Source organism: Pseudoxanthomonas japonensis, from assembly GCF_010093445.1.
GTDB classification, from domain to species: Bacteria; Pseudomonadota; Gammaproteobacteria; order Xanthomonadales; family Xanthomonadaceae; genus Pseudoxanthomonas_A; species Pseudoxanthomonas_A japonensis.
In genome coordinates this window covers 202,207-218,842 of the sequence record NZ_PDWW01000004.1, presented here as the reverse complement: position 1 = coordinate 218,842, position 16,636 = coordinate 202,207, and the positions used below count along the sequence as shown (strand labels likewise).

Annotated in this window: 13 protein-coding genes; 5 read left to right on the top strand and 8 right to left on the bottom strand. The window is 66.8% G+C overall.

Annotated features, from left to right (window positions below):
• Nucleotides 1-343: 343 nt before the first annotated feature.
• The 3 genes from CSC78_RS05415 to rluD are packed head-to-tail and all read right to left on the bottom strand — an operon-like array spanning nucleotide 344 to nucleotide 2,618.
• Nucleotides 344-883 (bottom strand): DUF4166 domain-containing protein, encoded by a 540-nt coding sequence (locus CSC78_RS05415; protein WP_162336878.1) that lies wholly within the window; start codon nucleotides 881-883, stop codon nucleotides 344-346.
• Complete coding sequence (pgeF, locus tag CSC78_RS05410) at nucleotides 868-1,638, bottom strand: peptidoglycan editing factor PgeF (RefSeq protein WP_162336877.1); 771 nt, start codon at nucleotides 1,636-1,638, stop codon at nucleotides 868-870. Before pgeF ends, CSC78_RS05415 begins: the two co-directional genes overlap by 16 nt.
• The gene (rluD, locus tag CSC78_RS05405) at nucleotides 1,635-2,618 is read right to left on the bottom strand and encodes a 23S rRNA pseudouridine(1911/1915/1917) synthase RluD (protein ID WP_162336876.1); all 984 of its coding nucleotides are present in this window, start codon (nucleotides 2,616-2,618) and stop codon (nucleotides 1,635-1,637) included. The genes pgeF and rluD overlap by 4 nt, the downstream gene beginning before the upstream one ends.
• A 118-nt stretch (nucleotides 2,619-2,736) precedes the next feature.
• On the opposite strand from rluD, the gene CSC78_RS05400 reads away from it, so the two are divergent.
• Nucleotides 2,737-3,624 (top strand): outer membrane protein assembly factor BamD, encoded by an 888-nt coding sequence (locus CSC78_RS05400; protein ID WP_162336875.1) that lies wholly within the window; start codon nucleotides 2,737-2,739, stop codon nucleotides 3,622-3,624.
• 76 nt (nucleotides 3,625-3,700) lie between these two features.
• On the opposite strand, the gene CSC78_RS05395 is transcribed toward CSC78_RS05400, so the two are convergent.
• The 5 genes from CSC78_RS05395 to sucC form a co-directional block, all read right to left on the bottom strand.
• Nucleotides 3,701-4,588 carry a vitamin K epoxide reductase family protein gene (locus CSC78_RS05395; protein WP_202924122.1) on the bottom strand — a complete coding sequence of 296 codons (888 nt, stop codon included), beginning with the start codon at nucleotides 4,586-4,588 and terminating at the stop codon, nucleotides 3,701-3,703.
• 34 nt (nucleotides 4,589-4,622) lie between these two features.
• A complete protein-coding gene (locus CSC78_RS05390; RefSeq protein ID WP_162336874.1) occupies nucleotides 4,623-6,260 on the bottom strand; it encodes an NAD+ synthase in 1,638 nt (545 codons plus the stop codon).
• Complete coding sequence (locus tag CSC78_RS05385; protein ID WP_162336894.1) at nucleotides 6,257-6,655, bottom strand: endonuclease domain-containing protein; 399 nt, start codon at nucleotides 6,653-6,655, stop codon at nucleotides 6,257-6,259. Before CSC78_RS05385 ends, CSC78_RS05390 begins: the two co-directional genes overlap by 4 nt.
• 367 nt (nucleotides 6,656-7,022) lie before the next feature.
• The gene (gene sucD, locus CSC78_RS05380) at nucleotides 7,023-7,901 is read right to left on the bottom strand and encodes a succinate--CoA ligase subunit alpha (RefSeq protein ID WP_162336873.1); all 879 of its coding nucleotides are present in this window, start codon (nucleotides 7,899-7,901) and stop codon (nucleotides 7,023-7,025) included.
• A 96-nt stretch (nucleotides 7,902-7,997) separates the two neighbouring features.
• Nucleotides 7,998-9,167, bottom strand: a complete 1,170-nt coding sequence (gene sucC, locus CSC78_RS05375; RefSeq protein WP_162336872.1) for an ADP-forming succinate--CoA ligase subunit beta — start codon at nucleotides 9,165-9,167, stop codon at nucleotides 7,998-8,000.
• A 200-nt stretch (nucleotides 9,168-9,367) separates the two neighbouring features.
• Between sucC and CSC78_RS05370 the strand changes: the two genes are divergently transcribed.
• The 4 genes from CSC78_RS05370 (at nucleotide 9,368) to CSC78_RS05355 (ending at nucleotide 15,550) form a co-directional block, all read left to right on the top strand.
• Nucleotides 9,368-10,990, top strand: coding sequence for a sensor histidine kinase (locus CSC78_RS05370; protein ID WP_162336893.1), 1,623 nt, complete (start codon nucleotides 9,368-9,370; stop codon nucleotides 10,988-10,990).
• 231 nt (nucleotides 10,991-11,221) lie between these two features.
• Nucleotides 11,222-12,622: a sigma-54-dependent transcriptional regulator gene (locus CSC78_RS05365; RefSeq protein WP_162336871.1), complete on the top strand. Its 1,401-nt coding sequence runs from the start codon at nucleotides 11,222-11,224 to the stop codon at nucleotides 12,620-12,622.
• Nucleotides 12,623-13,208: 586 nt separating this feature from the next.
• On the top strand, nucleotides 13,209-13,583 hold the full coding sequence (locus tag CSC78_RS19165; protein WP_162336870.1) for a prepilin-type N-terminal cleavage/methylation domain-containing protein: 375 nt from the start codon (nucleotides 13,209-13,211) through the stop codon (nucleotides 13,581-13,583).
• A 134-nt stretch (nucleotides 13,584-13,717) separates the two neighbouring features.
• On the top strand, nucleotides 13,718-15,550 hold the full coding sequence (locus CSC78_RS05355; RefSeq protein WP_162336869.1) for a hypothetical protein: 1,833 nt from the start codon (nucleotides 13,718-13,720) through the stop codon (nucleotides 15,548-15,550).
• Nucleotides 15,551-16,636: the final 1,086 nt, after the last annotated feature.

The window sequence follows — 16,636 nt, the reverse complement described above, 5'->3', positions numbered from 1 at the left end:
GAAAGCAATAGTGCCCGACACGGCCGTGCGTGACGAGCACCCCCCCCCGCGCATGACACAGCCCAACAATGCCCTGACAACCAATGCCCGCCACCCGCGCAGTGAACGAACCCCTTGTCCTAACCAACCCCCCCAACCAAAAGGAAGACTCCCCCCCCCCCGCGGGGGGGGAAGAGGGTCCAAACGGGGGGTGGGGGGCGAACGGAGCCTGCCACCCATCGCGCCACCGCACAGGCGCAACGCGCGATGCACTGACGCCCGCCCCCCCGTGTCGACAACGAGAAGCGCCCCTCATCCGCCCTCCGGGCACCTTCTCCCCGCACGCGGGGAGAAGGACAGCCATTCACTCGTTGCGCACATCCAGCCACCCGCGGTAATGCACCAGCAGGCCGGCGAGCGGCAACGAGGCCCACACATCGAACGCGTAACGCTCGCCGTCCGCGGACTCGCGCGCGCCGACGCCGGTGAACCAGCGGGGCGGTAGCGACACGCCGAACACGCGGACCCGCACCACGCGCCAGACTATCGCCTCGTTCACGACCTCCAGGTGGAACCCGAACGTCGCCACGCCCAGCCGCTCGCACAGCACGCTACCCTCGCGCCACAACCGCGAGGGCATGGCGCGGCCGCCGATGTAGCGGGTCCAGTACTCCTGGGACGGCGAGGCCTCGATCTCCACGCACAGCGGACCCGATCCGGCCGGCGGCAGACGCGTGGCGAAGACCGCCAGGCGAGACAGCAGGCCCGATCCGCGTTCGACCTCGACCGCACCGGCATAACGGCGCCGGCCCTGCGCGACATGCAACGCGCGCACCGGCGCCGGCAGCGCGTCGAACGCCGGCCCCAGTACCTGCGCGAACAGCGACCTTACGGCTGCATCCATGCCAGCGTGGCGATGCGTCCGCTGCGGCCGTCGCGTCGATGCGAGAAGAAGCGCGCGGGTTCGTCCATCGTGCAGAGATCGCCGCCGTGGATGTCGGCGGGCGACATGCCGCGTGCTGCCAGCCGTCGACGGGCAAGCGCCGGCAGGTCGGCCAGCCAATGGTCCGGCCGTGTCGGAATGAAACAGCCTGCAGCACCGGCGTCGTGGGCGACGAAGACGTCGAACACGTCCTTGCCCACTTCATAGCGCGCCGGCCCCGCCGCCGGACCGATCCAGGCGACGACGTCGGCCGCAGGCGTTTCCATCGCCGCCAGCGTGGCCTCCAGCATGCCTTTCGACAGCCCCGGCCAGCCGGCATGCGCCGCCGCGATCTCGCGGCCGTCCTTCGCGGCGAACACCACCGGCAGGCAGTCGGCGGTGAGGATGGCGAGCACGGCGCCCGGCGTCGAGGTCACCAGCGCGTCGGCGACGGGTTCTGTGGATTCCGGATCGGCCGGCGCGTCCACGCGCAACACGTCGATGCCGTGGACCTGTTTCAGCCAGTGCGGCGTCGACGGCAGTCCGGCCAGGTCGACCAGCAGCGCGCGGTTGCGTGCGACCATGGCCGGATCATCGCCATCGGCCGCATACCTGTTCCCGAGATTGAACGTATCGAACGGCGCGGCCGAATAGCCGGCCCCGTGCCGAAGGGTGGTGAATGCGTGCACGCCGGCAGGCGCCGGCCAATCCGCCGCCACCGCCGGTGCGCGATTCATCCGCGCTTGGCCTGGCTGTCCGCGCGCAAGGCAGCCAGCAGAGCCACCATGTCCGCGGGGACGGGCGCCGTGACCCGGACCGGCTCGCCACTGACCGGATGCGCGAATTCCAGCGTCTCCGCATGCAACGCCTGCCGGCGGAAGCTGCGCAACACGGCGATCAGTTCGTCGCTGGCGCCCTTCGGCAGGCGCAGCGGTCCGCCGTACAGCGGGTCGCCGACGATCGGGTACTTGATGTGCGCCATGTGCACGCGGATCTGGTGCGTGCGGCCGGTTTCCAGCCGGCATTCCAGCGCGGTGTGCGCGCGGAAGCGTTCGCGCAGGCGGTAGTGCGTGACGGCATCGCGACCATCCTCGCGCACCGCCATCTTCAGGCGGTCACGCGGATGGCGGTCGATCGGCGCATTGGCCGTGCCGCCGGACACCATCGCCCCGACCACCACGGCCAGGTACTGGCGGTGCACGTCGCGCGAAGCGAGCTGCACCACCAGCGAGGTGTGCGCCGGCAGCGTGCGCGCCACCACCATGACGCCGGAGGTGTCCTTGTCGAGGCGGTGCACGATGCCCGCGCGCGGCAGCGCCGACAGCGACGGGTCGCGGAACAGCAGCGCATTGACCAGCGTGCCGGTCGGATTGCCAGCACCGGGATGCACGACCAGCCCGGCCGGCTTGTCCAGCACGAAGACGTGTTCGTCCTCGTACAGGATGTCCAGCGGGATGTCTTCCGGCTCGGCGTGGGTCTGGGTATCCAGCACCACGTCCAGGCTGGCGGTCTCGCCGCCGCGCACGGGGGCGCGCGGACGCACCACCTGGCCGTCGAGCAGGGCGTTGCCGGACTTGATCCACTCGGTCAGGCGCGAACGCGAGAATTCGGGGAACAGCTCCGCCAGGGCGGCGTCGAAGCGGCGGCCGGCGGCGCTGGCGGGCACGATGGCCGTGCGCGGGGCGTCTGAGGTGTCGGGGGAATCGGGTTCGGTCATGCGGAAAGACGTCCAGGGAGGCCAGGATCCGGTCCGTATTGGCCGAATGTTCATGGCGAAGGCGGCGCCTAGGCTATCATCGACGGCCTGTTTCCCTGCCGCGGCCTGCCGCCAGCCCATGACCCAGCGTGCCTTCCCCCGCTTCTCCCGCTCCTTCGCGACCTCCCGCTTCGTCCTGCTGGCCCTGGTCGTCGCCTTCGCCGGCACCGGCTGCGGCAAGATCTTCAAGAAGAAGGCAGCGCCCGAGAACCAGCCCGTCGAGGTGATGTACGAGGAAGCCCACGGGGCGATGGTCAACAACAACTGGGACCGCGGCCTGCAGAACTTCCGCCGCCTGATCGCGCAGTACCCGTACGGCCCGTACACCGAGCAGGCGCTGATGGAAACGGCCTACGCCGAATACAAGGCCGGCAAGCTGGACGACGCGGTCACCACCATCGACCGCTTCATCCGCACCTACCCGACCCACCGCAACATCCCGTACATGTATTACCTGCGCGGGCTGGCCAACTCCAACCGCGACACCGTCTTCCTGCAGAAGGTATGGCGCCTGGACGCCAGCCGCCGCGACCTGGCCACGCCCATGCAGGGCTACAACGACTTCGCCCGCGTCGCCGAGAACTACCCGAACAGCCGCTACGCCGCCGACGCGCGCCAGCGCATGATCCTGCTGCGCGACCAGTTCGCGCTGCACGAGCTGGACACCGCGATCTACTACCTGCGCCGCGACGCATGGGTGTCGGCCGCCAGCCGCGCCCGTTACCTGCTGGAAACCTACCCGCAGAGCAGCTACCAGTACGACGCCGTCGCCGTGCTCGCCGAGGCCTACACCCACCTGGGCAACCAGACGCTGGCCGCGGACGCCAAGCGCGTGCTGGAACTCAACGATCCTCAGCACCCCTGGCTGGTGGGCAAGTTCCCCGACTATCCGTGGATGGTGCGCCGCCTGAACCCGTTTGCCGGCGAGAAGTCGAGCAACACCGTGGAAAAGCGCAACAAGGACTGACCGGTCCGCACCCGGACAGGAAACGAAAAAGGGCCTCGCGGCCCTTTTTCTTTGCGTGCGCTCCGACGCGATGCGGTCAGTCGGCCGCGGCGGCCTTGTCCCAGTCGAAGCGGGTCAGCACCGCCAGCTGCTGCGGTTCCATCACACCGTTGTGTTCGATGCCGTCGATGACCCAGGTCGGGAACACCGTGACGCCGGCCGCTGCGCAGGCGGACACCATCGGCGTGTTGCGGCCGCCGGGCGAGCACTCGACGTAGGGCAGCCGGTCCGCCGCATGGCCGAAGTGCCGCTTCTGCCGGCTGCATTCCACGCACCACGACGCGCCGTAGAACTTCGCGCCGTAGTCGGTCAGGTGCTGCGCCAGCGCGGCCGCGCGGCGGCTCTCCGGCCGCTGGTGCAGCAGGCCGCTCTGATGCACGTGCAGCAGCGCCACGACCAGCAGCACCGGCACCGCCTGCATGCCCCACCAGCGACCCCACGGCTGGCCCGGCGCGGCAGCGGGACGACGCACCTGCAAGCACGCGAACATCGCGATCAGCACGGCCAGCGACGCCAGGCAGCCGATGCAGAACGCATCCAGCACCAGCTTGCCGACGGCCGTCAGGTACAGGCTGATCGCCAGCCCCAGCAGCACCAGCCGCCATTGCCGCTGCCAGCGCAACAGCAGGGAGGCTTTGCGCGACAACGACACCAGCGCGACCACCGCATACAGGCCGAAGCCCCACAGCGCCATCGGCAGGCCGAGCAGCGTGGACCAGCCGCTGCGCTGGATGGCATCGCAGCTGCCATCGCCGGTGCAGAACGCGGAGGCCGATCCGCTGCCTGCGGTCCAGGCCAGATAGCCCGTGATCAGCAGGCCCAGCACCGCCATTGCCAGCATCACCCGGTCCGGCGGCGTTGCCGGACGCGGTGCGGGCGATGCCGGACGGTCGCGATGCGCCGTGCGCTTCTTCTTCCTTGTCATGCGGGTCTCCGTGTCGCGTCGCGCGGGAACGTGCTCACAGCGCGTACTTGTTGGTGATCGGATAGCGGCGCTCGCGACCGAAGGCGCGGCGCGAGACCTTCGGTCCGGGCGCGGCCTGGTGGCGCTTCCACTCGTTGATGCGCACCAGCCGCAGCATGCGGTCGACGGTGGCGGCGTCGAAGCCGGCGGCGACGATCTCGTCGCGCGACTGCTCCAGGTCCACGTAGCGGAACAGGATGGCGTCCAGTACGTCGTACGGCGGCAACGAATCCTGGTCCTTCTGGTTGTCGCGCAGTTCCGCCGACGGCGGACGGTCGATGACGGCCGGCGGGATCACCGGCGCGCCACCGACGGTGTTGCGCCAGCGCGCGAGCGCGAACACCTCCGTCTTGTACAGGTCCTTGATCGGCGCATAGCCGCCGCACATGTCGCCGTAGATGGTGGCGTAGCCGACGGCGTACTCGCTCTTGTTGCCGGTCGTCAGCAGCAGCCCGCCGAACTTGTTGCTCAGCGCCATCAGGATGACGCCCCGACTGCGCGACTGCAGATTTTCCTCGGTGGTGTCCGCGGGCTTGTCGCCGAACAGCGGGCCCAGCGCCTCGAGGAAGCCCTTGAACGGCGCCTCGATCGACACCGCTTCCAGCTTCACCCCCATTGCCGCGCACTGCTCGGCCGCCAGATCATTGGACAGGCCCGCGGTATAGCGGGACGGCAGGCGCACGGCAGTGACGTTCTCCGCACCCAGTGCGTCGACGGCGAGCGCCAGCACCAGCGCCGAATCGATACCACCGGACAGCCCCAGCCACACCTTCGAAAACCCGTTCTTGCCGCAGTAGTCGCGGATACCGCGCACGATTGCCCGCCACGCCAGTGCGTCGCGACTCTCGTCGCCGTCGTCCATCCACACGACCGGGCTGAACTTGCGCGTCGCCACATCGAAATCCACCACCAGCCACTGGTCGGTGAACGCCGCCGCGGCCGGATGCACCGTGCCGTCGCCGTCGGCGACCACGGACGCGCCGTCGAACACCACCGCATCCTGCCCGCCCACCACGTTGAGGTACGCCAGCGCCATGCCGGTCTCGCGCGTGCGCTCGGCGATCAGCGCATCGCGCTGCGCATGCTTGTCACGGTCGAACGGCGAGGCATTCGGCACCAGCGTCAGCACCGCGCCCGCCTCAGCGGTATCCGCCAGCGGTTCGGGGAACCACAGGTCCTCGCAGATGACCAGGCCCAGCGACACGCCCTTCACCTCGAAGGCGCAGGCGCCGCCATCCGGATCCACATCGAAGTAGCGGCGCTCGTCGAACACCGCGTAATTGGGCAGTTCGCGCTTGCGGTAGGTCGTTTCGACCACACCATCGCGCAGCACGCTGGCCGCGTTGTAGACCACGCTGCCGGCGCTCTGCGGCCAGCCGACCACCGCGACGATGCCGTGCGTGCTGGCGGCGATCTCCGTCAATGCGGTTTCGCAGTCGGCCAGGAAGCGCGGCCGCAGCAGCAGGTCTTCCGGCGGATACCCGCTGACCGCGAGTTCGGGGAACAGCACCACGTCCGCTCCGTACTCGTCGCGCGCCTCGGCGATCATGCGCCGGATGCTGGCGCTGTTCTGCGCGACGCCACCGACCGGGAAGTCGAACTGGGCCATGGCGATGCGGAGTGTCTGGGTCATGTCGGCCTTCTGGATCTGCCCCTTCCCCCGCGTGCGGAAGAAGGCTGGGATGGGGGCGAGTGTCCGAGCCGGCGGAGTATCAGCGCGCGGACACCGTCGAGGTTCGCCATGACCTCATTATTCCAGAAGCGCAGTACATGAAACCCTTCGCACTGCAGGAAGCAGTCGCGGGTGCGATCCGATGCGGCATCCATGTGCTGGCCGCCGTCGACTTCGATGATCAATCCGGCCTCGAGGCAGGTGAAATCGGCGATGTAGGGACCTATCGGAACCTGCCGACGGAAGCGGAAGCCTTCCAGTTGCCGCCGGCAGAGAATGCTCCAGAGCCGGCGTTCCGCAAGCGTCATGTCGCGCCGCAGTTCGCGGGCGCGGTCGCGTTTCTGTCCTTGGCGCATGGGCACGTCCTGTGCGGTGGCAGCGGACGCATTCTGCCCCCATCCCAGCCTTCCCCCGCAAGCGGGGGAAGGGGCTGACCGCGCCCGGATCAGGATCAGGATCAGGATCAGGATCGGGATCGGGATCGACAGGAGCAGCAGGAGCATGACTTGGATCTGGGGAACCTGTCAGATCGGGAGAATCTGCAGACCCTCCGGACAAGCCCCCTCCTCCGCTCGCGGGGGAGGGCTGGGGTGGGGGCGGACGGAGCCGATCTTCTTGGCGACCCGGCGACAGATCGAACGCCTTCCTTTCAGTCATCTGCACAGAAAGCAGAAAGCCGCCCGAAGGCGGCTTTCTGCGATACCCGACTGAGGCGAGCCTTACTTACTTCTTCAGACGCGCCGCAATCGCCGCACCCAGATCGCCCGGCGAACGCACCGTGGTCACGCCCGCGGCTTCCATCGCCGCGAACTTGCCTTCGGCCGTGCCCTTGCCGCCCGAGGCGATCGCGCCCGCGTGGCCCATGCGCTTGCCGGCCGGAGCCGAGGCACCGGCGATGAAGCCGACGACCGGCTTCTTCACGTGGTTCTTGATGTACTCGGCGCCGGCTTCCTCGGCGTCGCCGCCGATCTCGCCGACCATGATGATGCCTTCGGTCTGCGGGTCTTCGTTGAACAGCTTCAGGCAGTCGACGAAATTCAGGCCGTTGATGGGGTCGCCACCAATGCCGATGCAGGTGGACTGACCCAGGCCCACTTCGGTGGTCTGCTTGACCGCTTCATAGGTCAGCGTGCCCGAACGCGACACGATGCCGATCTTGCCCGGCAAGTGGATGTGGCCCGGCATGATGCCGATCTTGCACTCGCCCGGGGTGATCACACCGGGGCAGTTCGGGCCGACCAGCACGGTGTCCGGATGGGCGCGGGTCAGCACGTTCTTGACGCGCAGCATGTCCAGCACCGGGATGCCCTCGGTGATGCAGACGATGACCTTGATGCCGGCCGCGGCCGCTTCGAGGATCGCATCGGCCGCGAACGGCGGCGGCACGTAGATGACGGACGCGTCGGCGCCGGTGCTCTTGACGGCATCGGCGACGGTGTCGAACACCGGCAGGTCGATGTGGGTGGTGCCGCCCTTGCCCGGGGTGACGCCGCCGACGACCTGGGTGCCGTACTCGATCATCTGGGTGGCGTGGAAGGTGCCCTGCTGGCCGGTGAAGCCCTGCACGATCACCTTGGTGTTCTTGTTGATCAGAACGCTCATGGAATCTGTCTTCCTGTAGGACGGGCCCTGGCCCGCCGTCGTGATGTCTGGATCTGTCGATGGCGGGCCGGGGCCCGCCCTACGACGCGCGTGGGATCAGGCAGCGGCCTTGACCGCTTCAACGACCTTCTTGGCGCCGTCGTTGATGTTGTCGGCCGGGATGATGGCCATGCCGCTGTCGCGCAGCAGCTGCTTGCCTTCTTCCACGTTGGTGCCTTCCAGGCGCACGACCACGGGCACCTTGACGCCCACTTCCTTCACCGCGGCGATGATGCCCTCGGCGATCATGTCGCAGCGGACGATGCCGCCGAAGATGTTGACGAAGATGCCTTCGACCTTGTCCGAGGACAGGATCAGCTTGAACGCCTCGATCACGCGCTGCTTGTTGGCGCCGCCGCCCACGTCGAGGAAGTTCGCCGGCTCGCCGCCGTTGAGCTTGATGACGTCCATGGTGGCCATCGCCAGGCCCGCGCCGTTGACCATGCAGCCGATGTTGCCGTCCATGGTCACGTAGTTGATGTCCATCTCCGAGGCCAGCACTTCGGTCTCGTCTTCCTGCGACTTGTCGCGCATGGCGAGCAGGTCCTTGTGGCGGAAGCTGGCGTTGTCGTCGCTGTTGAACTTGCCGTCCAGCGCGTACAGGTTGCCGTCGTCCAGGATGGCGAGCGGGTTGATCTCGACCAGCGCCAGGTCCTTCTCGTTGAAGATGCGGTACAGGTTGACCATGATGTTGGCGAACTGGCCGGCCTGCTTGGCGGTCAGGCCCATCTTGAAGCCGAACTCGCGGCCCTGGTACGGCTGCACGCCTTCGACGAAGTCGACGTTGAGCGTGTGGATCTTGTCCGGCGTCTCCGCCGCGACCTGCTCGATCTCCACGCCACCCTCGGACGAGGCGATGTAGGTGATGGTGCGGGTGCCGCGGTCGACCAGCACCGACAGGTACAGCTCCTTGACGATCTCGCCGGCGGTGGTCACCAGCACCAGGTTGACCGGCAGCTCGACGCCGGCGGTCTGGTAGGTGGCCATCTTCGTGCCGAGCATCTTGCCGGCGGCCGCCTTCACATCATCCGTGGTCTTGCAGAACTTGACGCCGCCGGCCTTGCCGCGGCCGCCCGCGTGGATCTGGGCCTTGACCATCCAGGGGCCGTTGCCGAGGGACTGCGCGACCGCAACCGCTTCGTCCGCCGTGGAGGCGACTTTGCCGGCCGGGACCGGGATGCCGTACTCGGCCAGCAGCTGCTTGGCCTGATATTCGTGGAAATTCATGCGTCACCGTGGGTAGGGAACAGAAGACACCGCCCGGACCGGGGCCACATGGGCGGCGGCTGGGCGAGCCCCCTATTGTCGCCGACGCGGCCGGGGGGCGCAAAACCCGGGGTCTAAGCCTTTGGTGGCAAAGGGCCGGGCGCGCGATCCGGGGGCCGGCATGCCTATACTGTCGGCCTCGCTACAGGGGAAGTATGCGTTTGCGCCAGGCCCAGTCGCTCCTGTCCCGCATCGAATCGGTTCCGCGCCGCGAGCTCTATTTTTTCGCGCTGTACCGGGTGCTCGAAGCCGGCATCCTGGCCGCGCTGGTGTTCAGTCCGCTGGGCGAAATGCTGGGCCAGCCGCGCCATCCGGACCTGGGCATGGGCGTCGCCATCGCCTACCTGGTGCTGGCGCTGGTGCTGTTCTTCGTCGGCCGCAGCGTGCAGTGGCTGGTCTGGATCGTATTCTTCAGCGTCTCGGCCGACATCGTGGTGGCCGCGCTGATCACCCATGCGCTGCCCGACGCGACCGCCGGCGTGGCGATGATGCTGCTGTTCAACGTGTCGGCCGCCGCCCTGCTGCTGCCCTCCACGCGCATGGCGCTGGCGGTGGCGGCCATGGCCATCGGCGTGCTGTTCGGCGAATACCTGTTCACGCTCTTCCACGACCAGGGAAGCAGCCGCTCCTTGGCCGAAGTCATCATGTTCGCCGCCAGTTACCTGGCGCTGTCCTACCTGGCGCACCAGGCCGGCCAGAAAGCCCGCAACAGCCAGGCGCTGGCCGACAAGCGCGGCGAGGAAGTCGCCAACCTGTTCGAGGTCAACGAGCTGATCATCCGCCGCATGCGCACGGGCGTGCTGGTGGTGGATGCGGACAACCACATCAAGCTGGCCAACGAGGCCGCCAGCCTGCTGCTCGGCGACGGCGGCGATGGCCAGGGCGCCGACGGCAAGGGCGTGTCGCTGCTGCATGCCGCGCCGGAGCTGGCTCGCCGCCTGCAGCGCTGGCGCAACGGCTGGCAGACCGACGAAACCCCGATGCAGTTCACCCCCGACCAGCCGGAAGTGCAGCCGCGGTTCGCCCGCCTGCTGGCCGACAGCGAGACCTCGCTGATCTTCCTGGACGACGCCACGGTGGTGTCGCGCCGGGCCGAATCGCTGACGCTGGCCGCGCTCGGCCGCTTTTCCGCCAGCCTGGCGCACGAGATCCGCAATCCGCTGGCCGCCATCAACTACGCCGTGCAGTTGCTGGAGGAATCCCAGCAGGTCACCGACGGCGACCGCCGCCTGCTGCAGATCATCCACCAGCAGTGCCAGCGCACCAACGGCATCGTCGAGAGCGTGCTCGGCCTGGCCCGTCGCGAGCGCGCCACGCCCGAGCACGTCGACCTCAACGCCTTCGTCCGGCGCTTCGTCGACGATTACCAGCAGACGCTCTCCATCGAGACCGACACGCTGGAGACCATCATCGGCGCCAAGCCGGTGCCGGCCCTGGTCGATCCGCGCCACCTGCAGCAGGTGGTGACCGTGCTGGTGCAGAACGCGCTGAACTACGGCCGCCTGCCGGGCGAATCCGCACGCATCCGCGTCCGCGTCTTCAATGCCGAAGGGCGCCCGACCATCGACGTGATGGACCGCGGCCCCGGCATCCCCGAGGCGGTTGCCGCGCAGCTGTTCCGGCCGTTCTTCACCACCTCAGAGCACGGCACCGGCCTGGGTCTGTACATCGCCCGCGAGCTGTGCCGTGCCAACCAGGCCACGCTGGAGTACGTGCCCGTCCCCGGCGGCGGCTGCTGCTTCCGCGTCATCCTGCCCGGCCCGCACGCGCTGCTCCCCGCCTAACCCCGTAGAAGCCGCTTTTGCAGGAGCGGGCCATGCCCGCGATGCTCTTGCTTGTCGCGGCCATCCGGAAAAGCATCGCGGGCGTGGCCCGCTCCTACGAGGGCACCTCCCGGGGCGCGGGCATGGCCCCGCTCCTGCGGGTTCCCGGCGATCTCATGGATACGGGGCTTCGCCTACCATGTTTAACATTCACTGGGTACACTGCCGGCACAGGGGCAGTAGGGGGAATGCATGAATCAAAGCCGTAGCGCCCTGATCGTCGACGACGAACGCGACATCCGTGAACTGCTGACGCTGACGCTGGGCCGCATGGGCCTGCGCATCGACACCGCCGCCAATCTCGGCGAGGCCCGCGAACTGCTGGGCCGCAACGCCTACGACCTGTGCTTCACCGACATGCGCCTGCCCGACGGCAACGGCATCGACCTGGTGGGCGAGATCTCGCGCAATTACCCCAGCACGCCGGTGGCCATGATCACCGCGTTCGGCAACATCGAGCTGGCGGTGGAAGCACTGAAGGCCGGCGCCTTCGACTTCGTCAGCAAGCCGGTGGACCTGGCCGTCCTGCGCGGGCTGGTGAAGCATGCGCTGGAGTTGAACAACAGCGAACGCGCGCCGCCGCCGCCCCCGCCGCCGGAACAGGCCAGCCGCCTGCTCGGCGCCTCGGCCGCGATGGACGGCCTGCGCGAGACCATCGGAAAGGTCGCCCGCAGCCAGGCACCGGTCTACATCATGGGCGAGTCCGGCACCGGCAAGGAACTGGTGGCCCGCACGATCCACGAGCAGGGCGCCCGCGCGGCGGGCCCCTTCATTCCGGTCAACTGCGGCGCCATTCCGGCCGAGCTGATGGAAAGCGAGTTCTTCGGCCACAAGAAGGGCAGCTTCACCGGGGCGCATGCGGACAAGCAGGGCCTGTTCCAGGCGGCCAACGGCGGCACGCTGTTCCTCGATGAGGTGGCCGAGCTGCCGCTGCCCATGCAGGTGAAGCTGCTGCGCGCGATCCAGGAGAAGGCGGTGCGCCCGGTCGGTGCCTCCGGCGAGGTGCAGGTGGACGTGCGCATCCTGTCGGCCACGCACAAGGACCTCGGTGAGCTGGCCGCCGATGGCCGCTTCCGCCACGACCTGTACTACCGCATCAACGTCATCGAGCTGCGCGTGCCGCCGCTGCGCGAGCGCACCGGCGACCTGGCCCAGCTGACCTCGGCCATCCTGGAGCGGCTGGCCGCCCAGCACGGGCGGATGGCACCGTCGGTGTCGCCGGAGGCGATGGAGGCACTGGGCCGGTATCCGTTCCCGGGCAATGTGCGCGAGCTGGAGAACATCCTGGAGCGCGCACTGGCCATGTCCGAGGGCCACGGCATCGAGATCGACGACCTCTACCTGCCCCAGGCGCCGGCCGGCAGGAAGTTCGGCGGCGACTTCAACCCCGGCGAGGTGGTCCGCGATGCGCCCGATGCGGTGGACGTGGACCCGGCCGCCGGCGCCCTGCCCGACTACATCGAGCAACTGGAGCGGGCCGCCATCCAGAAGGCGCTGGAAGAGAACCGCTGGAACAAGACCAAGGCAGCCGCCCAGCTGGGCATCACGTTCCGGGCGCTGCGCTACAAGCTGAAGAAGCTGGGCATGGAATAGGCCGAGCCGGGCGCCTGCCCGGCCGTGCGCGCCCAACCGGGCGATCACATCAGCCCATCTCCCCCGACCTTCTGTAGGAGCGGGCCATCCCCGCGATGCTTTTCCAACACCGACCGGAAAGCATCGCGCCCAAGGGCGCTCCTGCATGCGCCTGCACCTGCGTGACGCCGGTCCGTCGCTACCTATATAGGTGTACCCCCGAATGTGCGCCGCATCCCACAGTGACCCGGGTGACGCGACGCGTCACTTTCTGACGCGAGAGGTCATCTCACCAAGGGAGCGTCAGAGGATTGGCGCGGAACCCGCCCGGACGGCTGATCGTTCAATCTGTGACACGAACCGGCATTGACCGCACGTCCCGGTACACAAGCCAAAAAAATGATGCGATAGTCCCGCCCGACTTCGGTGTCAGGGTTTCCTCCCGGGGAAGTGTGGGGGAATCGCTGGGGGTATCAGAAGTTGGCACGCATCCTGCTCTACATCCCTGCACGCGTCGTAAGCGGTTGTACGCGGCGCCCACGGTCCATGTAGGGACACGGGGCTTGTGTCCCTAACCATCAAGCCAATCCTGAAAGGGGAAATACCAATGAAGAAGAACGCCCAGGGCTTCACCCTGATCGAACTGATGATCGTCGTCGCCATCATCGCCATCCTGGCCGCCATCGCGCTGCCGGCCTACCGCGACTACACCCAGCGCTCCGCCAACGGCGGCTGCCTGGCCGAAGCCAAGGCTTACGTGAATGCTGCGGTGGCTGATGCTTCCGATGATCGCGCTCCGACTGCGTTCGTTCCGAGCGCATGTGCCAGCGGCACGCGTGCGACGACCGGTCAGTACAACGCTGGTACGCCCATCAATTTCGTGGCCAAGACGCGTGGTAATCCCGCCATCGCCACGGGTACCACTTGCAACATGGGTAGCGGCAGCTGCAGTCTGCAAGCTGAAGGCACCAACGCTCCGTAAGCGAGTTACAACTGACTCGACAAGTGTAGTTTTTTTGCCGAGAGCAGTTAGCGAAAAGCGCCGCAAGGCGCTTTTCGTTTTTGCGCGCAGCAATGCCTTTACCATGCTGCATCTAATACTCCGCAGGGACCTCCATGATCTTTTCGCGGTATCGCTTCCCGCTGTGGGCGGCCCTGTGTGCGCTACTGGCAGCTTTCATGCTCAGTCCCGGCCTGGGCGGCGGCTTCATATTCGATGATCGGCCTAACATCCAAGAGAATGGCGCGTTACACGTCACCCAACTGACTGCAGAAAACCTGCGCGACGCCGCCTATAGCTTTCAGCCCGGCCATGGCTCCCGGCCTCTCTCCATGCTCAGCTTCGCGCTGGATCACTGGCGCGCAGGCGGCCTTGACCCGAAGGCATTCAAGCTCACCAACCTAGTCATCCATACCCTGACGGCGCTTGCATTGGCACTGCTCCTCAGACGATTGCTGAAGCTCACGCGTTTGCCGAGCCGCCAAGCCGCGTGGACCGCGATCGCCATGGCGGCCCTCTGGGCCGTCCATCCGCTGCAAGTTTCTTCGGTACTGTATGTGGTTCAACGCATGCAGACATTGTCCACTCTGTTTGTCGTGCTTGCGCTATGGGCATATTTGACGGCACGACAGGCCCAGATCGAAGGCGTGCGTAGCAGAATTTATTTCGTGTTGACAGGGTTGTTCGCAGTGCTCGCCCTCGCCGCCAAGGAAGACGCGATCCTCCTGCCCGCCTACGCCTTCGTCTTGGAACTGACGGTACTGCGCTTCCGCGCCGCGGATCCCGCGCTCGCCGTGCGTATGCGACGCGGTTACCTATGGGCCACGGTGGCGGGATTTGCCGTGTACGTGCTTGTGATCCTTCCGCACTACTGGAGCTGGGATAACTACCCCGGCCGCACCTTCTCATCGTTCGAACGCCTGCTTACTCAAGGCCGGGTGCTAGTGATGTATCTCGGCCAGATCCTGCTGCCGCTGCCCGACCGGCTGCCCTTCTTCTATGACGAGCTGCAGATCTCCCGTGGCTTATGGGATCCTCCTAGCACCTTGCCTGCCCTGGGACTGATCGCTGCGCTTCTGATGCTTGCCTGGCGTTGGCGTAACGACCGACCCGTCTTCGCGTGTGGCGTACTGCTGTTCTTTGCTGGCCATGTCATCACCAGCAACGTGATCAATCTGGAAATGGCCTTCGAGCACCGCAACCAGTTGCCGCTGGTCGGGGTTCTGCTGGCTGCAGGCGATCTGTGCTTCGCGGCTATACGGCGATGGGGAATCAAGCCAGGCTGGGTCGCTGGCCTGGCTGCGGTGGCGTTGGTCACCACTGGCGCCGCAACGCTATCAAGGTCGTACATGTGGGGCGAACCCTTGCGCTTCGCGCAGTACAGCGTGGATATCGCGCCGCGCTCGGAAAGGGCTTGGCTCGCGCTCGGCGGTACCTACGCCGACTTCAGTGGCCTCAGGCCCAATAGCCCCTACCTGCAGAAGGCCATTGAAACCTGCGAACGGGGCGCACAGAAAATCGATTCCGCGCTCCTGCTGTCCAACGTCGTGAGTTACAGGACGATCCAAGGGACCGTGACGCAAGCCGACTGGCAGAGATTCCACCAACGCCTCGAGCGCGCTCCCATGACGCAACAGAACCGACAGGTCGTGTGGACGCAGATCCGGAATGCGAAGCGTGGCATTCCCATGGATGAACGCGGCGTACTGGACACGATGAAGATTGTATCTAGACGGGCTACCTTTTCAACGGAAGAGAACCTGCAGTTGGCGTCCTACGTCTTCAGTGACACGCAGCATTCCGACGAAGCATTCCCGTATCTGAAGCGCGCCGTAGAGCAGGCAAAACCGGACGATCCTCTGGTCGCCAAGACATTTTCCCAACTCCACGAAGCAGGTCGCGATGACTGGGTGGAACAACTCTCGTCCCTTGAGCACAAGGCGCCCTGATTTGTTCCCTGACGGCAGCAAGGCGCACTCCACGCCAGTCCGGTTCTTCCTGCTGGCGAGCCTGCTATTGGCTGCACTGTCGGGCATGGCCTTCCTGCCCGGCCTGCCGGGCGACTTCCTATTCGACGACATCCCCAACATCGTCAACAACCGCAGTATCCACCTGACCGAACTCACGCCGTCCGCGATCGTGGAGGTGCTCGCGACGCCCCAGATTTCCGGCAACCTTCGTGTGCTGCCGACGCTTACGTTTGCGCTGGACTACTGGCGTGCCGGCGGCAGTGCCGATCCGGCCACGTTCAAGACCACGAACATCGTGATCCATGTCTTCACGACCTTCGCGCTGGCCTGGTTCTTCCGCAGCCTGCCACCTCTGGCAGGCGTATCCAGCCGCCGTGTCGCACCCATCGCCGTCGCGCTCTCCGTCGCATGGGCCGTGCATCCGCTGCAGGTCTCAGCGGTGTTGTATGCGGTGCAACGGCTGCAGACCATGGGTACGTTGTTCCTGGTGCTGGCGCTATGCACCTACCTGCAAGCGCGTGCGGCGCAGATCCGTGGCCAGTCGGGTCGCACCAGCCTGATGGTGACCGTGCTGCTGTGGGCGCTGGCGATGGGGTGCAAGGAAGACTCGGCATTGCTGCCCGTCTACGCGCTGGCGATGGAGCTGACCGTACTGCGATTCGCCGCTGCCGATGCAAGCGTTGCCCGCTTGTGGCGCAGCGGTTACCTGATTGTCGTGCTCGCGGCAGCCGTCGCCTACGTCGTCTGGCTGTACAACGTCTGGCAACCGGCGGCCTATCCCGGCCGCGACTTCAACAGCCTGGAACGTCTACTGACCCAACCGCGTGTGTTGTGTATGTATCTGTGGCAGATCGTCGTGCCACTGCCGCAGCACATGCCCTTTCACTACGACTGGGTGCAGCCGTCGCGCCGCCTGCTGCACCCGTGGACAACCCTGCCCGCCTTCGCCCTGATTCTGGCCCTGGTAGCGACCGCATGGCGACTGCGCGTGCGACAGCCCCTGTTCGCGCTGGGTGTCTTCCTGTTCTTCAGTGCTCACTTCATCGCCAGCAACGCCATCGGCCT

Coding starts and splice junctions, on each gene's coding strand:
- CSC78_RS05415 (WP_162336878.1), bottom strand. CDS start 883: ATGGATGCAGCCGTAAGGTCGCTGTTCGCGCAGGTACTGGGGCCGGCG.
- pgeF (WP_162336877.1), bottom strand. CDS start 1,638: ATGAATCGCGCACCGGCGGTGGCGGCGGATTGGCCGGCGCCTGCCGGC.
- rluD (WP_162336876.1), bottom strand. CDS start 2,618: ATGACCGAACCCGATTCCCCCGACACCTCAGACGCCCCGCGCACGGCC.
- CSC78_RS05400 (WP_162336875.1), top strand. CDS start 2,737: ATGACCCAGCGTGCCTTCCCCCGCTTCTCCCGCTCCTTCGCGACCTCC.
- CSC78_RS05395 (WP_202924122.1), bottom strand. CDS start 4,588: ATGACAAGGAAGAAGAAGCGCACGGCGCATCGCGACCGTCCGGCATCG.
- CSC78_RS05390 (WP_162336874.1), bottom strand. CDS start 6,260: ATGACCCAGACACTCCGCATCGCCATGGCCCAGTTCGACTTCCCGGTC.
- CSC78_RS05385 (WP_162336894.1), bottom strand. CDS start 6,655: ATGCGCCAAGGACAGAAACGCGACCGCGCCCGCGAACTGCGGCGCGAC.
- sucD (WP_162336873.1), bottom strand. CDS start 7,901: ATGAGCGTTCTGATCAACAAGAACACCAAGGTGATCGTGCAGGGCTTC.
- sucC (WP_162336872.1), bottom strand. CDS start 9,167: ATGAATTTCCACGAATATCAGGCCAAGCAGCTGCTGGCCGAGTACGGC.
- CSC78_RS05365 (WP_162336871.1), top strand. CDS start 11,222: ATGAATCAAAGCCGTAGCGCCCTGATCGTCGACGACGAACGCGACATC.
- CSC78_RS19165 (WP_162336870.1), top strand. CDS start 13,209: ATGAAGAAGAACGCCCAGGGCTTCACCCTGATCGAACTGATGATCGTC.
- CSC78_RS05355 (WP_162336869.1), top strand. CDS start 13,718: ATGATCTTTTCGCGGTATCGCTTCCCGCTGTGGGCGGCCCTGTGTGCG.